This window comes from Flavobacterium lacisediminis (genome assembly GCF_025909975.1).
In the GTDB taxonomy this organism is placed as follows: domain Bacteria; phylum Bacteroidota; class Bacteroidia; order Flavobacteriales; family Flavobacteriaceae; genus Flavobacterium; species Flavobacterium lacisediminis.
On sequence record NZ_JAPCIO010000007.1, the window covers coordinates 18,693 to 35,634 of the forward strand.

Annotated in this window: 18 protein-coding genes; 8 read left to right on the forward strand and 10 right to left on the reverse strand. The window is 30.5% G+C overall.

The window, feature by feature from the left end; translation table 11 throughout:
* The first annotated feature begins 168 nt into the window (after positions 1-168).
* The 3 genes from OJ995_RS10475 to OJ995_RS10485 are packed head-to-tail and all read left to right on the forward strand — an operon-like array spanning position 169 to position 2,414.
* Positions 169-1,323 (forward strand): M14 family metallopeptidase, encoded by a 1,155-nt coding sequence (locus tag OJ995_RS10475; protein ID WP_264369370.1) that lies wholly within the window; start codon positions 169-171, stop codon positions 1,321-1,323.
* Between the two features lie 57 nt (positions 1,324-1,380).
* Positions 1,381-1,860 (forward strand): Lrp/AsnC family transcriptional regulator, encoded by a 480-nt coding sequence (locus tag OJ995_RS10480; protein ID WP_026726210.1) that lies wholly within the window; start codon positions 1,381-1,383, stop codon positions 1,858-1,860.
* Positions 1,861-1,904: 44 nt separating this feature from the next.
* Positions 1,905-2,414 (forward strand): DinB family protein, encoded by a 510-nt coding sequence (locus tag OJ995_RS10485; RefSeq protein ID WP_264369371.1) that lies wholly within the window; start codon positions 1,905-1,907, stop codon positions 2,412-2,414.
* Between the two features lie 41 nt (positions 2,415-2,455).
* Here the strand turns inward: OJ995_RS10485 and OJ995_RS10490 are convergent, their stop codons facing one another.
* The 4 genes from OJ995_RS10490 to aroB form a co-directional block, all read right to left on the reverse strand.
* Positions 2,456-2,836 carry a DNA primase gene (locus tag OJ995_RS10490; protein WP_264369372.1) on the reverse strand — a complete coding sequence of 127 codons (381 nt, stop codon included), beginning with the start codon at positions 2,834-2,836 and terminating at the stop codon, positions 2,456-2,458.
* Between the two features lie 87 nt (positions 2,837-2,923).
* A complete protein-coding gene (locus OJ995_RS10495; RefSeq protein ID WP_264369373.1) occupies positions 2,924-3,898 on the reverse strand; it encodes a deoxyhypusine synthase family protein in 975 nt (324 codons plus the stop codon).
* 11 nt (positions 3,899-3,909) lie between these two features.
* On the reverse strand, positions 3,910-5,319 hold the full coding sequence (locus OJ995_RS10500; protein ID WP_264369374.1) for a type III PLP-dependent enzyme domain-containing protein: 1,410 nt from the start codon (positions 5,317-5,319) through the stop codon (positions 3,910-3,912).
* A 296-nt stretch (positions 5,320-5,615) separates the two neighbouring features.
* Positions 5,616-6,683: a 3-dehydroquinate synthase gene (gene aroB, locus OJ995_RS10505; RefSeq protein ID WP_264369375.1), complete on the reverse strand. Its 1,068-nt coding sequence runs from the start codon at positions 6,681-6,683 to the stop codon at positions 5,616-5,618.
* A gap of 95 nt (positions 6,684-6,778) precedes the next feature.
* Here aroB and OJ995_RS10510 point away from each other — a divergent pair, with 95 nt between their 5' ends.
* Complete coding sequence (locus OJ995_RS10510; RefSeq protein WP_264369376.1) at positions 6,779-7,945, forward strand: proline dehydrogenase family protein; 1,167 nt, start codon at positions 6,779-6,781, stop codon at positions 7,943-7,945.
* A gap of 65 nt (positions 7,946-8,010) precedes the next feature.
* Here the strand turns inward: OJ995_RS10510 and OJ995_RS10515 are convergent, their stop codons facing one another.
* Positions 8,011-8,586: a GldL-related protein gene (locus OJ995_RS10515; RefSeq protein ID WP_264369377.1), complete on the reverse strand. Its 576-nt coding sequence runs from the start codon at positions 8,584-8,586 to the stop codon at positions 8,011-8,013.
* Between the two features lie 76 nt (positions 8,587-8,662).
* Between OJ995_RS10515 and OJ995_RS10520 the strand changes: the two genes are divergently transcribed.
* Both OJ995_RS10520 and OJ995_RS10525 read left to right on the forward strand, forming a co-directional pair.
* On the forward strand, positions 8,663-9,052 hold the full coding sequence (locus OJ995_RS10520; protein ID WP_264369378.1) for an acyl-CoA thioesterase: 390 nt from the start codon (positions 8,663-8,665) through the stop codon (positions 9,050-9,052).
* Positions 9,052-9,723 carry a DUF2461 domain-containing protein gene (locus tag OJ995_RS10525; RefSeq protein WP_264369379.1) on the forward strand — a complete coding sequence of 224 codons (672 nt, stop codon included), beginning with the start codon at positions 9,052-9,054 and terminating at the stop codon, positions 9,721-9,723. Before OJ995_RS10520 ends, OJ995_RS10525 begins: the two co-directional genes overlap by 1 nt.
* Here OJ995_RS10525 and OJ995_RS10530 read toward each other — a convergent pair.
* The 4 genes from OJ995_RS10530 to OJ995_RS10545 form a co-directional block, all read right to left on the reverse strand.
* The gene (locus OJ995_RS10530) at positions 9,720-10,115 is read right to left on the reverse strand and encodes a glyoxalase (protein ID WP_264369380.1); all 396 of its coding nucleotides are present in this window, start codon (positions 10,113-10,115) and stop codon (positions 9,720-9,722) included. The two genes, OJ995_RS10525 and OJ995_RS10530, sit on opposite strands and share 4 nt — an antisense overlap.
* Positions 10,116-10,213: 98 nt before the next feature.
* Complete coding sequence (locus OJ995_RS10535; RefSeq protein ID WP_264369381.1) at positions 10,214-11,461, reverse strand: mechanosensitive ion channel family protein; 1,248 nt, start codon at positions 11,459-11,461, stop codon at positions 10,214-10,216.
* Entirely contained in the window at positions 11,461-11,739 is a 279-nt protein-coding gene (locus tag OJ995_RS10540) for a DUF3817 domain-containing protein (protein WP_264369382.1), read from the reverse strand. The genes OJ995_RS10535 and OJ995_RS10540 overlap by 1 nt, the downstream gene beginning before the upstream one ends.
* Before the next feature lie 146 nt (positions 11,740-11,885).
* Positions 11,886-12,254 carry a hypothetical protein gene (locus tag OJ995_RS10545; protein WP_264369383.1) on the reverse strand — a complete coding sequence of 123 codons (369 nt, stop codon included), beginning with the start codon at positions 12,252-12,254 and terminating at the stop codon, positions 11,886-11,888.
* Positions 12,255-12,446: 192 nt separating this feature from the next.
* Between OJ995_RS10545 and OJ995_RS10550 the strand changes: the two genes are divergently transcribed.
* Together OJ995_RS10550 and OJ995_RS10555 are read left to right on the forward strand one after the other, a co-directional pair.
* Positions 12,447-14,366, forward strand: a complete 1,920-nt coding sequence (locus tag OJ995_RS10550; RefSeq protein WP_264369384.1) for a DUF294 nucleotidyltransferase-like domain-containing protein — start codon at positions 12,447-12,449, stop codon at positions 14,364-14,366.
* Between the two features lie 3 nt (positions 14,367-14,369).
* Positions 14,370-14,978 carry a 3'-5' exonuclease gene (locus OJ995_RS10555; RefSeq protein WP_264369385.1) on the forward strand — a complete coding sequence of 203 codons (609 nt, stop codon included), beginning with the start codon at positions 14,370-14,372 and terminating at the stop codon, positions 14,976-14,978.
* A gap of 55 nt (positions 14,979-15,033) precedes the next feature.
* Here OJ995_RS10555 and acs read toward each other — a convergent pair whose 3' ends face one another.
* Positions 15,034-16,941: an acetate--CoA ligase gene (gene acs / locus OJ995_RS10560; protein ID WP_264369386.1), complete on the reverse strand. Its 1,908-nt coding sequence runs from the start codon at positions 16,939-16,941 to the stop codon at positions 15,034-15,036.
* Position 16,942: the final 1 nt, after the last annotated feature.

The following is a 16,942-nucleotide window of genomic DNA, read 5'->3' on the forward strand; positions in this document are numbered from 1 at the left end:
AATAATATAATTATTTTAATTAAACTAGTATTAATCTTGTAAACATGACTAATACTAGGGAGTTATTAAAGGTATTACAATAGTTTACAAAAGTAAATTATACGGTGTTTTTACATGTTTACAAATGTAAAATATAAGTTGTTTACATTTGTAAATCAAAAGAAAGCCATGAATTATTTACAATTAGCAACTCAATATTTAGAACCAAAACTCAAAGGAAAGTATATTCATTTAGATACTATTTTACCAATATTAGAATCATTAAATTCAGATTTTAAAATTACTGAAATTGGAAAATCCGTTCAAGAAAGAGTTATTCATCAAGTAAAAATTGGAACAGGAAAAACCAAAATTTTGATGTGGTCGCAAATGCATGGAAACGAATCTACCACGACAAAAGGGCTGTTTGACTTCTTTAATTTTTTACAATCGGATAACGAAATTGCGAATCGTATTAAAAACGAATACACCTTATTATGTATTCCTATGTTGAATCCAGACGGCGCTTTCTTATATACGAGAGAAAATGCCAATAAAGTAGATTTAAACAGAGATGCTTTTAATGCTACTCAACCAGAAATGCAAGTCTTACACAGTATTTATAAAAGTTTTCAACCTGATTATTGCTATAATTTACACGATCAAAGAACTATTTTTGGAACAGAAGGCTTTAATTTACCAGCAACAGTTTCTTTTTTATCGCCTGCTTACAATGAAGAGAGAGAATACAACGATGTACGCTTAAAAGCAATTCAGATAATAAACAAGATGAATAATGCGTTACAAGGCTATATTCCTAATCAAGTAGGTCGTTTTGATGATGGTTATAATGTAAATTGTACTGGTGATTATTTCACAACTCAAAATACGCCAACTATTTTATTTGAGGCGGGCCATTATGCAAATGATTATGATAGAGATATTGTTCGAAATTATATTTTTACTTCGCTTTTGAGTTCATTTGATGTAAGTTACGAAAACGTTATAGTTGATAACGAATTAAGTGATTATTTGAAGATTCCTCAAAATAACAAATGTTTTTATGATTTTATTTACAAAAATGTCAAAATTATTGATAATAGTGAAGAAAAAATAATTAACTTTGCAGCTCAATATACTGAAGTAGTGCAAGATGGTCAGCTAAAATTTGTGGCAAGAATCATTAAAATTAATGATTTGCAGGATTTTAAAGGACATTTAGAGTACGATTGTAAAAATGGTTTATTTACTTCAAAAGGGAATTATTTCCCAATAATAGAAGAAAAAGCTGATTTTTTTATCAATAATTTAACAGAATTTAACAATGGTGTAAAAATTATTTGATAAATTTGCTTCAGATTTGAATAAAAATCAAAAATTTAACAAATATTATAAGCACTTATGAGTAAGTTTCGTTTAGATGAAGTAGATCATCAAATTTTGGACATGTTGATTGATAACACGAGAGTTCCTTTTACAGATATTGCAAAAAAATTATTAATTTCTGCAGGAACAGTACATGTTAGAGTGAAAAAAATGGAAGATGCAGGAATCATTCAAGGTTCTTCTTTGACATTAGATTATGAGAAATTAGGATATTCTTTCATTGCTTATGTTGGAGTTTTCTTGCACAACACGTCTCAAACTAAATTCGTTTTAGAACGTATCAATCAGATTCCATTCGTAACAGTTGCTCACGTGACTACTGGAAAATTCAATATTTTCTGTAAAATTAGAGCTAAAGACACTAAACATGCTAAAGAAGTTATCTTCATGATTGACGATATCGAAGGTGTTTACAGAACTGAAACCATGATATCTTTAGAAGAGAGCATCAACGACAAAAAACGTTTAATGCATACGATTTTTAAAGAATTGTAAAATACGAAAGCCTCTTAATGAGGCTTTTTTTATATCTTTAAGTTATGAAAAATTTACAACCAAATGAATTTGCTCCATATTACGAGAATTATATCAAATTAGTTCCAGAGCAAGATATTATTAAAGGACTTATAATTCAAAAAGAAGAAATGTTGCATTTCTTTAAATCGGTTCCGGTTTTTAAGCATGAATTTCGATATGCAGAAGGGAAGTGGACTGTCAAAGATATAATCCTGCACTTAATTGATGCGGAGAGAATATTTGCTTACCGCGCTTTACGAATTGCAAGAAATGATAAAACTGCTTTGCCAGGATTTGAGGAAAATGATTATGTAATTACGGCTGATGCAAATAATAGAGAATACGAAAGTTTGTTAGCAGAATATGAAAGTGTTCGAAATGCTACAATAAGTCTGTTTGAAACTTTTTCAGATAAAGATTTACTAAGTTTAGGAACAGCTTCAAATTGCAGTGTATCTGTTAGAGCTATTGGATATATAACACTCGGGCATGAATTGCATCACAAGAATGTAATTTTAGAACGTTATTTATAATAAAAAAGGGGATTCAAATTTTGAATCCCCTTTTTTATGTATTAATCTTCGTCGTCCTCGTCGTCTGAATCATCATCTGAATCTACAATATCATCTGAATCATTTGATATATCATCATCTTCATCGTCTTCTTCAATATCTAAATCTTTAAGACTTCCTATTTTTTCATCTGGTACAGCTACCACATCATCTTCAATAATGTCGTCCTCATCATAGTTTTCGATTCTATCAGCAAGTTTTGTACTTACTTTAACTAAGTAAATAGTATCTTCTGTACGAACTTCTACAGCTTCAACAGTTTCATTCTTAGCATTTTTAAAACGAATAATGTCTGAATCATCATATCCGTCAGGAAATTTCTCAACTAGTAAGGTTAAGATTTCATTTGTTAATTTAGCGTAATCAACAATAACTCTTTTCATTGGGTAGGTTTTAATCTTGTATTTTGGTCAAATGTACTATCCTAAAACTATATTTTCAAACAATTTGAAATATTTTTTTCAAAAATTTTACCAGCCTAAAACATACGCAAACATTAATGGCGCAACTATCGTAGCGTCAGACTCTACGATAAATTTAGGTGTATGAATATCTAATTTACCCCAAGTAATTTTCTCGTTTGGAACAGCTCCAGAGTACGATCCATAACTTGTTGTTGAGTCAGAAATCTGACAGAAATAGCTCCAAAACGGCACATCATGCATTTCCATATCTTGATATAGCATTGGAACAACACAGATAGGGAAGTCTCCTGCGATTCCTCCACCAATTTGAAAGAAACCAATACCTTTTCCTGCACAGTTTTTTGGATACCAATCAGCTAACCACATCATGTATTCAATTCCACTTTTCATTGTAGTAGCTTTGAATTCACCTTTAATGCAGTAAGAAGAAAAAATATTACCCATTGTACTATCTTCCCATCCAGGAACTACAATTGGTAAATTCTTTTCAGCTGCTGCTACCATCCAAGAATCTTTAGGGTCAATTTCATAATATTGTTTTAAAACACCAGAATTAATCATTTGGTACATAAATTCATGTGGAAAATAACGCTCTCCTTTTGAATCTGCATTGTTCCAAATATCAAATAAATGTTGTTGTAATCTTCTGAAAGCTTCTTCTTCTGGAATACAAGTATCTGTTACACGATTGTAATGGTTTTCTAATAAATCCCATTCTTCTTGTGGTGATAAATCTCTGTAATTTGGAACTCTTTTGTAAGAATTATGAGCTACCAAGTTCATGATATCCTCTTCTAAATTAGCTCCAGTACAAGAAATAATGTGTACTTTATCTTGACGAATCATTTCGGCTAATGATTTTCCTAATTCAGCTGTACTCATGGCACCAGCTAATGTAATCATCATTTTTCCGTTGTCTAATAAATGTTCTTCATATCCTTTTGCAGCATCTACTAAAGCGGCAGAATTAAAGTGAAGATAATGTTTCTCAATAAACTGACTAATTGGTCCTTTGCTCATTACTTTTTATTTTATTGTTCTTTTTTCTTGTTGTATCCTAAAATTTCTAAAACGTCTTCGGCTTTTTGTTGCTCTGAAAATACTTCAGTTGCAATAATTCCGTTTTTGTCTTTATCAATTAAAATATGTTTTGGTTGTGGTAAAATACAGTGACTTAATCCGCCAAAACCTCCAATAGTTTCTTGATAAGCTCCTGTATTAAAGAATCCAATGTATAATGGTTTTTCTTTGTTGTATTTTGGTAAATAAACCGCATTCATGTGTTGTTCCGAATTGTAATAATCGTCGCCATCACATGTTAGTCCACCCAGTAATACCCTTTCGTAAGTATCATTCCAGCGATTGACAGCCATCATAACAAAACGTTTGTTAATAGCCCAAGTATCAGGTAGAGTAGTAATGAATGAAGAATCTATCATGTTCCAGTTCTCTCTGTCATTTTGCTTCTTTTGGTATAACACTTGGTATAAAGCACCACCTGATTCACCTACAGTAAACGAGCCGAATTCAGTAAAAATATGAGGTACAGCAACTTCTGCATCATCACAAGCGATTTTGATTTGGTTTAAAATTTCGTCCACCATATATTGGTAATCGTAATCAAAAGCCAATGAATTTTTTATTGGGAATCCACCACCAATATTTAAACTATCTAATGAAGGACATTCTTTTTTCAAAGCAATGTACACTTTCATACATTTTAATAATTCGTTCCAATAATAAGCTGTATCACGAATACCTGCATTAATAAAGAAGTGAAGCATTTTAAGTTCAACTTTCTTATTTTCAGCTATTTGTTTTCTGTAAAATGGAAGAATATCTTTATAACCGATTCCTAAACGAGAGGTGTAAAATTCAAACTTTGGTTCTTCCTCAGCAGCAATACGAATTCCGATTTTGAATTTACCATCGATTTCTTCTTGTAATAAATCTAATTCTTCGAAATTATCAATTACAGGAATTGTGTTTTTATGTCCGTTATTAATTAAACGTGCAATGTTGGTTACATATTGGTCACGTTTAAATCCATTGCAAACGATAAAAGTATTTTTATTGATTTTTCCTTCCGCCATTAATTGTTCAACAATATTAATGTCGAAAGCAGAAGAAGTTTCAATGTGAATGTTGTTTTTTAAAGCTTCATTTAAAATAAACTCAAAATGAGAACTTTTTGTACAGTAACAATAGAAATACTTAGCTTCATAGCCATGTTTTTCCATTGAATTTCTGAACCACATTTTGGCTCTATTGATGTTTTGCGAAATTTTAGGTAAATAAGTAAACTTTAATGGTGTTCCGTATTCTTCTACTAATTTCATTAAGTCAATGCCGTGAAATTGAAGATTGTCTTTATTTAAAGTAAATTCTTCTTGAGGAAAATAAAAAGTCTGATTAATTAAGTCGTAGTATTTAGTGTTCATTTTGAAAAATAAGATTAAAATTAAAAAAGTTTATAGGTGTACTTGTTTTAATCTTAATTTTCAAACCCTAATATTTGCATATCGAATCAGTAATTTTTCATTAAAAGCCTTCGATAGCTCGAATAAATCAGTTATGTGAAAACAAAATATAGAAAAGAACAACCGTTCAATAATAGATAAGTCAGCATTCCTATTATTAAGAATCCTGTAGTAATTGTTCGTATTGTTGTTTTCTTTCATTGGCGCAAAGTTAAAAAATAAAATGGCTATTATTTAAAGAAAATCTAAAAAAATGATTAGATAGCATAATCTTTAAATGCTTTGAAAATCAATTCATTATCAGTTTCTTGATTGATTATTATTTTCCCAATTCCATCAAGTAAAGCAAATTGTACTTTTCCGAACTCATTTTTTTTATCGTAAATCAATAGTTCAATGATTTCATTTATATCTTTTTCAGTAAATTCAACACGATCAAAAATATCATTGATTATATATTTGATTTCTTGATATTCTTCGTTTGATAATAAGTTTTTTTCTTTAGAAATATAGCTTTCCAGTATCATCCCAACGGCAATTGCTTCTCCATGAAGTAAGCTGGTTTTATCTTCGTTTTCTAAGAAATAACTTTCGATTCCATGACCTAAAGTGTGTCCAAAATTCAATGCTTTTCGGATGCCATTTTCAGTTAAATCTTCGCAAACAATTTCGTTTTTTATTTCAATTGATTGGTGAATTAATTGATTTAAATCCTCTGTGCTTAAATTCTTTAAGTTTTTAAATTTATTCCAATATTCTTTATCATGAATCAATCCGTGTTTCAGCATCTCGGCTAATCCTGAACGCATTTCGTTTTGAGGTAAAGTACTTAAAAACTGGGTATCAACAACGACAGCTTTTGGTTCGCGAATAATTCCGATTTGATTTTTTAAATTTCCTAAATCCACACCATTTTTACCACCAATAGAAGCGTCAACCATAGAAAGTAATGTTGTTGGAATATTAATAAAATCAATACCTCTTTTAAAAGTACAAGCTACAAATCCGCCTAAATCAGAAATTACGCCGCCGCCTAAATTAATAAGAATACTTTTTCTATCGCCCCCTAATTCCGACAAAGCACCCCAAACTTCTGTACAAGTAGCTATGTTTTTGTGAATTTCACCTACTTCTAATTCAATAATTTCAATTTCTATTTCGGTAGCTAAATTATTTAACAAATGTGGTAAACAATACTGAGATGTATTTTCATCTACTAAAATAAAAATCTTAGAATAATGAGAAGGTTTTAGCATTTCTGTTAAAGTTTCATATCCTTTAGAATCAAAGTAAACACTGTAATTATTGGCTGTAATTGTTTGCATGTGAAAAGCTTGAATTTTATTGCAAAATAAGGCATTTTTTATTTAAAATTCGTAAAAACTGATGTATATTTGTGTCGCTTTTTATCAAAAATACCATGAATAAAATATTTGACAATACACAAGTTGCTTTTTCTTTGAAAAGTGATACCGAACTAGAAAGAGCTTATTTTCTTTTCAAACTAATTGCAAGTCAGCCACTTGTAAAAATAGGAACTGCCGTTACAAATTTCGCCCTTAAAGCACATTTACCTGTTGAAGGATTGATTCGTTCAACTGTTTTTGACCATTTTTGTGGTGGTGTCAATGAGGTTGATTGCTTAAAAGTGGTAGATAATATGTTTACCAAAGGAGTTTCATCGGTTTTAGATTATTCTGTAGAAGGAAAAGAAGAAGAAGCTCAGTTTGACGCGGCTTTAGAAATGACTTTAAAAACAATTGAGTTTGCGAGAGAACGTGAAGCTATTCCATTTGCTGTTTTTAAACCAACAGGTTTTGGCCGTATAGATTTATATGAAAAAGTAGGAGAGAAGTCGGTTTTAACAGAAGCTGAACAACAAGAATGGAATCGTGTAATTGCTCGATTTGATTTAGCTTGTAAAACCGCTTTTGAAAAAGATGTTTTATTGTTAATTGACGCAGAAGAAAGTTGGATGCAGGATGCTGCAGACGCTATTGTTACCGATATGATGCGCAAATACAACAAGCAAAAAGCTATTGTTTTTAATACGTTACAAATGTATCGTTGGGACAGATTAGACTATTTGAAAAGTTTACACGAAGAAGCAAAATCGGAAGGATTTTATATTGGAATGAAATTAGTTCGTGGTGCTTACATGGAAAAAGAAAATGATAGAGCAGCTGAACGTGGATTAAAATCGCCAATTTGTGTTTCTAAAGAAGCTACCGATATTAATTATGATGCTGCTGTTTTATATATGGTGGAGCATTTAGATATCATGGCAGTATTTGCAGGAACACATAACGAGGAAAGTTCATATAAGTTAATGCAATTAATGGCTGAAAAAGGAATTGCTAAAAATGACAAGAGAATCTTTTTTGGACAATTATTAGGAATGAGTGATAATATCAGCTTTAATTTAGCGGGTAATGGTTATAATGTAGCTAAATATTTACCCTTTGGACCAGTTAGAGATGTTATGCCTTACTTAATAAGAAGAGCAGAAGAAAATACTTCAGTAGCTGGTCAAACGAGTAGGGAGTTAACGTTGATTAAAAAAGAAAAAGAACGTAGAAAGTTATAATAGAAAAATCCCGCACTAGCGGGATTTTTTTTAATTATAATTGTTTGGGAAAATGAATAAAAAAATTATTTTCGTTGTCTACCATTCTCTTGTTCATATTGTTTGGCTTTATACGCTTGAATTTCCATTTGAATATTTTCATCTTCAGGATTTTCTTGTTGTTTTAAATATAGCTCTCTTAATTCTGGTTCATTAGAATAATAATGATTAATTAATACACTATTAGGTAAAATTAAACAGATCGTTGCAAAAACAAATATAACAACCGTTCTTGTCAATAAGTTTTTGTAATAATTTTTTAAATCTTCATTTGATTTTTTAAATAATGAAAATCCAGCTAATAATAAAATTGCAGCTGACATACAACCTACTAGCAACATTACTTTTGATCCTGGCCAAAACATCAATTTAAATTCAATACCAATTATTGCAACAGATAATAACCATCCAAATAATATTGAGACACCAATCTTTTGGTTTTTAAAAGTTTTGTCACTAAAAAAATAGAATCCAAACGGAAAATAACAAAAAGCTAAAAATGTTAACGATAAAACCATTAATGGGCCACCACCAGGCCAATGCATCAATTTAAAAATAAGTGAAATAATAAATACGATTAATAAAGCTTTTTCTGTTTTCATGTTTTATCTAATTTTTAACTTCTCAAATATATCCAAATTTCTACAAAAATTCTTACCTTTAAAATAAAAATTCAAGATGCGATTTCATACGAGAAAATGGGTAAAACCCGAAGATTTGAATGCGAATGGTACGTTATTCGGAGGTAAATTATTAGCTTGGATAGACGAAGAAGCTGCTTTGTATTCGATTGTGCAATTGGAAAATTCTAAAGTGGTGACCAAGTTTATGAGTGAAATTAATTTCATGAGTGCCGCCAAACAAGGCGATATTGTTGAAATTGGTTTGGATGTGGTACATTTTGGAAAATCTTCGTTAGTATTGAAATGCGAAGTTCGTAATATGATGACTCGTGAAAAAATTATTACAATTGATAATATTACAATGGTCAACCTAGGCGAAGATGGAAAACCTAAACCACATGGCAAAACTCAAATTGAATTTATTGAAGACCGATTGAAAAAATAATGAATATGCTACAACAATCAACTTTAGAATTTCTATCTCAACTTAAAGAAAACAACAACCGCGAATGGTTTACAGAAAATAAAAAACGTTTTGACAGCGAACAAAAAGCTACTAAAACTTTTTTTACGCAAATACTAACCGATTTAGAAAAAATTGATAGTATCGAAAAAATGCAAATGCATCGTATTTATAGAGATATTCGTTTTTCAAAAGATAAAACACCTTACAAAAATCATTTTTCGGTAAGTTTTGATAGAACAAAACCTTTATTGCGCGGAGGTATGTATTTGCACATTGAAAACGATGCAAGTTTTGTAGGTGGTGGATTTTGGGAGCCCAATAATGAAGATTTATTTAGAATTAGAAAAGAAATCGAATTAGATGCTTCCGATTTAAAAGAAATTATAACGGATAAAACGTTTGTTTCATATTTTGGGACATTAGAAGGCGAGGGATTAAAAACGGCACCTAAAGGATTTGATAAAACGCATCCAGAAATTGAATTGATTAGAAAAAAGCAGTTTGTAATTAGAAGAAAGTTTTCAAATAAAGAAGTTTTAGCTCCCAATTTTCAAGATGAAGTTTTAGCTACTTTCAAAGCAATGCGACCTTTCTTTGACTATATGAGTGATGTTTTGAGTACGGATTTGAATGGAGAATCGATTTATTAATTTTCTTCGAACAATTGAACTTGACTTTTTAAACGTTCAATCAATAAATTCATCATTCGTTTGTTTAAATTAGACGAATTTTGAATGTAGTCTTTGTATTCGGAAATTGTAAATAAGCCAATGATAATACCTTTCAAGGAGTTTCTAAATTTGATATCGCGTTGAATGGCATTTTCAATATAAATCATTTTCTTCTCTGGATTTAAGGTAAAAAAGGCATTCTTTTGCTTAATTGCATAATTTCTAAAAACTTCAATAAACAAATCATTTTGAAATTTTAAAATAGGACGAAGAGTTTGATTTTGAAACTTTTCTTCCGAACTCGAATTTTCAAAAATGGTTCCAATAGATTCACCTCTGATTTCTAGGATTGCTTCGTCTTTTGTTTTCATTTTTTAGTTTTTTTTAATACTTAAAGTTAAAAAAAATAACCTCCAATTTCTTGAAGGTTACTTTAAGTTATTAAGAATCAGTTGTTAATTACTTTGTATTATTCTGCTACTGTTTTTGGGCTTGGTGTACCAAGTTCTGATACTTCTAAATCAAAATAAGGTAAGGAAGCCATAACATGATCAAAAATATCGGCCATGATATGCTCATAATTTAACCAAGTTTTATCTTTTGAAAAACAGTATATTTCTAATGGAATGCCTTTTTCTGTTGGTTGTAAATGTCTAACCATTAATTGCATGTCCTTATTGATTCCTGGATGTGATAAAATATATTGATTAATGTATTTACGAAACAATCCTAAATTGGTTAAATTTCTACCATTTACAATTACCGATTTATCAATTCCATTGTTGAGATTATATTTATCAATATCCGCCTGACGATGGTTAATATAAGCTGTTAAATGCTGAATTTTTTTAAAATTTTCTAATTCTTCTGATTGAATAAATCGCACCGTATTTGCTTTTATCAAAACATGTCTTTTAATTCGTCTTCCATCAGAATCTAGCATACCACGCCAGTTTTTAAAACTATCTGATATTAAGCTGTATGTTGGAATGGTTGTAGTGGTATTATCAAAATTTCGAACTTTTACAGTTGCCAAGTTAATTTCAATAACATCGCCATCAGCACCAAATTTTTCCATTGTAATCCAGTCGCCAATACGAACCATATCATTTACTGAAACAGAAATACTGGCTACAAATCCTAAAATGGTATCTCTAAATATTAAGATAATAATTGCCGAAATAGAACCAAAAGTAGTCAGTAAAGTTGTTTTACTTACGTCAAATAGAATTAAAACAAAAGAAATGATTCCAAACAACCATAAAAACAACATAATTACTTGAATATAACTATCAATTGGTTTATCGCTGAAACGTGGTTTTTGCTTTAAATAATCTCTTAGTGAATTGAAAATACTTCGAGTAATCCAAAGTGAAAGGATAATGATATAAATTTTGACTCCTTTTTCAAAAATGTATTCCCAATAGGTGAAATTCTTTAAAATTACGGGTACGGTTTTATATATAAATAGGAGAGGGAGTAAGTGAGCTAAATATTTTGCTGTTTTATTTGCTACCAAAAAATCATCAAAAGACGATTTTGTTCTAGCAGCAATTATAGCAAGAAAAATAATGAATAATTTCTTAAACAGATAATCTAAAATATAAGAAACAACAACTAAAATAATGATATTAACACCTAAATTCAAATAGGAAGAAACGTCATTACTAAAGTCGAGACTTTTAAAAATATCGTATGCCCAATTAAAGATTTTCATTACGTATTTTGAAGGTATTTTTTCTCAATATAAAACGTACCAAATGGAACAATTGATGCCAAACAAACAATAATAAAGGTTTTAAAACTCCATTTTTGTTCGTTTTTAATTAAAATAGCAAAAGCAACGTATAAAATGAATAAGACTCCATGAGCCATTCCAATATTTTTTACATAAATAGGATTTCCAGCCATATATTTCATTGGCATAGCGAAAAACAATAAAGCTAACAATGAAAGACCTTCTAATAAAGCGATTGATCTAAATGATTTTATCATGATAAAGGAGTAAAAATTTGAAATCCATTAAAGGATATAATTCGAACAAAATTAAATAATATAGGATGTGATTACGTTAAAAAAAACAAAAAAATCGGTAAAAATATTTCCTTACCGATTTATATTATGTAAAATAGAATTTTGAATTAAAAAGCCAAAAAAGCTTTGTTATATTCTTTTAAATCCAAAAGATTATTTTTCTTATCTAAATCAGTCAATAAAGAAAGGAAGTAATTAAAACTTTCTATATTGTTTTCGTCTGAAATATTTGCTTCTAATTCAGTGTCTTTACTGTCAATTGGTTCATCATCTGGAATACCAATAAAAAAACCATTGTTGTTATCTAAATGTTCGTAGGCCAAACGTAAAGCTTTTGTTACAACTGGATTATTTAATTCTAAAGTAATTTCTCTTAGTTTTTTTAAATCGCTAACAATTTCAGAAACTTCGAAATTATCTTTAAATAATTCTTTCTGAATCTTTTCGATTAATTTAAGGGCTTGTCTGTTTTCCATGATTCGTAATAATATAGATTGCAAAACTAAACTTTCTCATAGTTTTACACAAACGTTTTGAATAGTATTTTAACATTATTCGAAGAATTCTTTTTTGATATATAATATACATTATGTAAAATAGAAAATTTAGCTAATTACTTTAATAAGCCATACAAACTTTGTATCTTCGTTTCGTAATATCAAAGTTATATGAAAAACCCTATTGCCGAACGCATCACTGATTTTTTAAAACATTACCCACCTTTTTCTAGTTTACCTTATGAAAGCTTATTAGAAATTGCTAAAACATGTCAGGTAATTTATTTAGAAAAAAATCAAACGTTATTTAAAATAAATGATGCTACACATTCCTTTTTTTATGTGGTGGCTTCAGGTGCTGTTGGTTTATCAGTAACTTCAGATTCAGATGACGTACTAATTGACAAATGTGATGAGGGTGATATTTTAGGATTACGGCCTTTTTTTGCTAAAAATAATTACTTAATGACAGCGAAAGCTCGTGAAGAAAGTATTATTTATGCTATTCCAATAGAAACTTTCAAACCCTATGTAGCTGCAAATCCAGATGTGTTGAGCTTTTTATTAGAGAGTTTTGCTTCAAATACTAGAAATCCTTACGATAAAAGTCATAAAGGAAAATTAATTTCTGAAAACGTAATTTACAATGACCAAAGTTCTGAAATTCAATATTATCAACCTATAAAGTATACTTCTAATCCTATAACTGCTTCTCCAAATGATATTGTAAAATTTGTTGCACAAACTATGTCGAGTAGCAAAATTGGAAGTATGATTATTCACGAAAATAGAAAACCAATCGGAATTGTCACTGATAAAGATTTGCGTTCTAAAATTGCAACCGGACTTTATTCTATTGATGTTACAATTGACAAAATCATGTCTTCTCCTGTAATTACAGTAGCTGACAACTTGTCTATTGCTGAAGCACAAATCATTATGTTGAAAAACAATGTTTCTCATTTATGTGTTACAAAAGATGGTTCTACTGATTCAGAAATAACAGGAATTATTACAGAACATGATATTGTTGTCGCTCAAGCTAACAATCCAGGAGTTTTACTAAAACAGTCTAAACGAGCACAAAGATCATCTGATTTAAAAGAAGTTAGAGAAAAATTAGCCGATTTAATTCAACATTCGTTAGATAAAAATGTACCTATTAATCATATTGGTTCTATTGTTGGCGAAATTAATTTAGCGATTACCAAACGTGCTATCGAATTAGCTATTGAAAAAATTGGTACTCCTCCTCCAGCCCAGTTTGCTTGGATAAACATTGGAAGTCAAGGTAGAAAAGAGCAACTTTTGCTTACAGATCAAGATAATGCAATTATTTTTGAAGATGTTCCTGAAGATAATTACGATACTGTAAAAAAATACTTTCTTGAATTAGCGGAGAAAGCAACAAAAACATTGAATAAAGTGGGTTATGATTTTTGTCCAAATGAAATGATGGCAAGTAATTCGCTTTGGTGTAAATCAATTTCAGATTGGCAAAACCAGTTTAAAGGCTGGATTATTAATCCTGCTGATAAAAACGTTTTACAAAATACTATTTTCTTTGATTATGATTTTGTTTATGGAAATGAATCTTTAGTTGATACCATTACTAAAACAATTCACGAAGAAATAAATGATAACCAGTTGTTTTTTGCGTATTTAGGTGCTGATGCTCTAAAAAATCCTCCACCATTAGGATTTTTCCGTCAGTTTTTGGTTGAAAGTGATGGTGAACACAAAGATACTTTTGATTTAAAAGGAAGAGCTTTAATGCCATTGATTGATGCTGCTCGAATTTTATCTTTAAGTAAAGGAATTAAAAATACAGCAAATACTATTTCCAGATATGCAAAGCTGGCAGAATTAGAACCGCAAAATGCTCCAGTTTATGAAGCTTGTGCCGATGCTTTTGCAGAATTATTGAAGTTCAGAACTGAAGAAGGTTTGAAAAATGAATCAGATGGTAGATATTTGAATTTAAGCGAGTTATCGAAATTAGATAAAGTAAAACTTAAAAACGATTTCCAACCAATTAACGACATTCAGGAAGTGATTAAAAATAAATTCCAATTAACTTATTTTACTTAAAATATGGCAATTAATTGGTTTAAAAAAATAGTAAAAGATTACCCTAAATTTTGGGAAACCTACCTAAGTTGCTTTAATGAAAATCAAAGTAAAGAGCAACGTTATGTAGTTTTTGATTGTGAAACCACAGGTTTAGATTACAAATCAGATAGAATTTTATCTATTGGAGCTGTTGGAATTCAGAACAATCAAATTATTGTAGGTGACTTTATGGAAGTATTTTTACAACAAGATGTTTTCAACCCTGAAACGGTTACTTTACATGGTATTTTAAGAGAAGGAAAGGAAGAAAAAGTAGTTGAAGCTGAAGCTATAATTCGCTTTTTGGATTTTATAAAAAATGCAACTTTAGTTGGGCATCATGTGGATTTTGATATCGAAATGATTAATCAAGCACTAGATCGTTTGGATGTAGGGAAATTACAAAATCAAGCCATGGATACAGACGTAATGTATCAAAAACTAAAATATTTACCACAAGAACAGCAAAGCTCTTTAGACGAATTATGCGATATCTACAAAATCAAAAAATCCGATCGTCATACCGCAAGTGGTGATGCATTTATTACAGCTTTATTGTTTTTGAAATTGAAGCGAAAATTAGAGATTTAAAATAAAAAAACTGCCCCATTACTGAAGCAGTTTCTTAACCAATAAAACTAAAAAACTAGAGCTTGCCGTTTTTAATTTCTTCCACTATTTCAGGATTTAATAAAGTGGAAATATCTCCAAAATTAGAGAAGTCTCCTTCAGCAATCTTTCTTAATATTCTACGCATGATTTTACCCGAACGTGTTTTTGGTAAACCACTTACAAATTGTATCTTGTCTAACTTCGCAATTGGACCTATTTGATCAGAAATCAATTGATTAATCTCTATTGCTAAGTTATTTCTATCACGACCTTCACCTGTTTCTTTCAAGATAATGAATCCGTAAAGTGCATTTCCTTTGATATCGTGAGGGAATCCTACAATCGCACTTTCTGCAACTGCTGGGTGTTCGTTAATAGCATCTTCAATAGGTGCTGTTCCTAAATTATGTCCAGAAACAATGATAACATCATCTACTCTACCTGTAATTCTATAATACCCTACTTCATCACGTAAAGCACCATCACCAGTGAAATATTTACCTGGAAAAGCAGTGAAATAGGTTTCTTTATAACGTTGATGATCGCCCCAAATGGTTCTCGCCATCGAAGGCCAAGGAAATTTAATACACAAAGCACCTGTTACTTGATTGCCTTCAATTTCATTACGTAATTCATCCATTAAAACAGGTTGAATTCCAGGTAATGGTAACGAAGCATAGGTTGGTTTTGTTGGTGTTACAAATGGAATTGGCGAAATCATAATTCCTCCGGTTTCGGTTTGCCACCATGTATCTACTAATGGGCAACGCTTCCCTCCTACGTGATCGTTATACCAGTGCCAAGCTTCTTCGTTAATTGGCTCACCCACTGAACCAATTACTTTTAGAGAGCTCAATGGGAATTTTTGTACATAATCCAAACTCTCTTTTGCTAAAGCACGAATAGCTGTTGGCGCAGTATAAAACTGTGTAACTTTATGCTTTTCAATTACTTCCCAAAAACGACTAAAATCTGGGTAAGAAGGAACACCTTCAAAAATTACGGTTGTAGCTCCATTTAAAAGAGGTCCGTATAAAATATAAGAGTGACCTGTAATCCAACCAATATCTGCGGTACACCAATACACATCGTTTTCTTCGTAATTGAATACGTTTTTGAAGGTATAAGCGGTGTAAACCATATATCCGGCAGTAGAATGTACCATTCCTTTTGGTTTTCCGGTTGAACCAGAAGTATATAATATAAATAACGGATCTTCCGCATCCATAATTTCAGCGACATTGTTACCAATAGCAGCATCCATTAATGGTTGTAACCATAAATCTCTGCCTTCTTTCATGGTAACTTCTGTATTGGTTCTATTAACTACCAAAACAGTTTCTACACAAGGACATTTTTCTAAAGCTTCATCAACAATTCCTTTTAAATCGATTGATTTATTACCTCTATAACTTCCGTCAGAAGTAATCACCATTTTACATTCACTATCATTAATACGACTAGCAACTGCCGAAGATGAAAATCCAGCAAAAACAACTGAATGTATAGCTCCAATTCGAGCACAAGCTAAAACTGCAACGGCTAATTCTGGAATCATTGGTAAATAAATACAAACTCTATCGCCTTTTTTGATACCTTGATCGCGCAAAACATTTGCCATTTTAGACACACGAACGTATAATTCGTTGTAAGAAATATGTTGTGCTGCTTCGCTTGGATCATTTGGTTCAAAAATGATTGCGGTTTTATCGCCTCTTTTTGCTAAATGTCTGTCGATACAGTTTTTAGTGATGTTTACTTTTGCATTTAAGAACCATTTAAAGTTGGCTTCTTGCATATCTACTTCAAAAACTTTGTCCCATTTTTGGTACCAAGTAAAGTTTTCATCGGCAATACGATCCCAAAATTTTCTTGGTTCGCGCACCGATTTCTTATACATTTTAAAGTAGTTTTCTAAATCGTGTATTTTATAATAACTCATT

Coding starts and splice junctions, on each gene's coding strand:
- OJ995_RS10485 (WP_264369371.1), top strand. CDS start 1,905: ATGAAAAATTTACAACCAAATGAATTTGCTCCATATTACGAGAATTAT.
- OJ995_RS10520 (WP_264369378.1), top strand. CDS start 8,663: ATGCGATTTCATACGAGAAAATGGGTAAAACCCGAAGATTTGAATGCG.
- OJ995_RS10515 (WP_264369377.1), bottom strand. CDS start 8,586: ATGAAAACAGAAAAAGCTTTATTAATCGTATTTATTATTTCACTTATT.
- OJ995_RS10555 (WP_264369385.1), top strand. CDS start 14,370: ATGGCAATTAATTGGTTTAAAAAAATAGTAAAAGATTACCCTAAATTT.
- OJ995_RS10495 (WP_264369373.1), bottom strand. CDS start 3,898: ATGAGCAAAGGACCAATTAGTCAGTTTATTGAGAAACATTATCTTCAC.
- aroB (WP_264369375.1), bottom strand. CDS start 6,683: ATGCAAACAATTACAGCCAATAATTACAGTGTTTACTTTGATTCTAAA.
- OJ995_RS10480 (WP_026726210.1), top strand. CDS start 1,381: ATGAGTAAGTTTCGTTTAGATGAAGTAGATCATCAAATTTTGGACATG.
- acs (WP_264369386.1), bottom strand. CDS start 16,941: ATGAGTTATTATAAAATACACGATTTAGAAAACTACTTTAAAATGTAT.
- OJ995_RS10550 (WP_264369384.1), top strand. CDS start 12,447: ATGAAAAACCCTATTGCCGAACGCATCACTGATTTTTTAAAACATTAC.
- OJ995_RS10475 (WP_264369370.1), top strand. CDS start 169: ATGAATTATTTACAATTAGCAACTCAATATTTAGAACCAAAACTCAAA.
- OJ995_RS10525 (WP_264369379.1), top strand. CDS start 9,052: ATGAATATGCTACAACAATCAACTTTAGAATTTCTATCTCAACTTAAA.
- OJ995_RS10490 (WP_264369372.1), bottom strand. CDS start 2,836: ATGAAAAGAGTTATTGTTGATTACGCTAAATTAACAAATGAAATCTTA.
- OJ995_RS10535 (WP_264369381.1), bottom strand. CDS start 11,461: ATGAAAATCTTTAATTGGGCATACGATATTTTTAAAAGTCTCGACTTT.
- OJ995_RS10530 (WP_264369380.1), bottom strand. CDS start 10,115: ATGAAAACAAAAGACGAAGCAATCCTAGAAATCAGAGGTGAATCTATT.
- OJ995_RS10500 (WP_264369374.1), bottom strand. CDS start 5,319: ATGAACACTAAATACTACGACTTAATTAATCAGACTTTTTATTTTCCT.
- OJ995_RS10510 (WP_264369376.1), top strand. CDS start 6,779: ATGAATAAAATATTTGACAATACACAAGTTGCTTTTTCTTTGAAAAGT.
- OJ995_RS10545 (WP_264369383.1), bottom strand. CDS start 12,254: ATGGAAAACAGACAAGCCCTTAAATTAATCGAAAAGATTCAGAAAGAA.
- OJ995_RS10540 (WP_264369382.1), bottom strand. CDS start 11,739: ATGATAAAATCATTTAGATCAATCGCTTTATTAGAAGGTCTTTCATTG.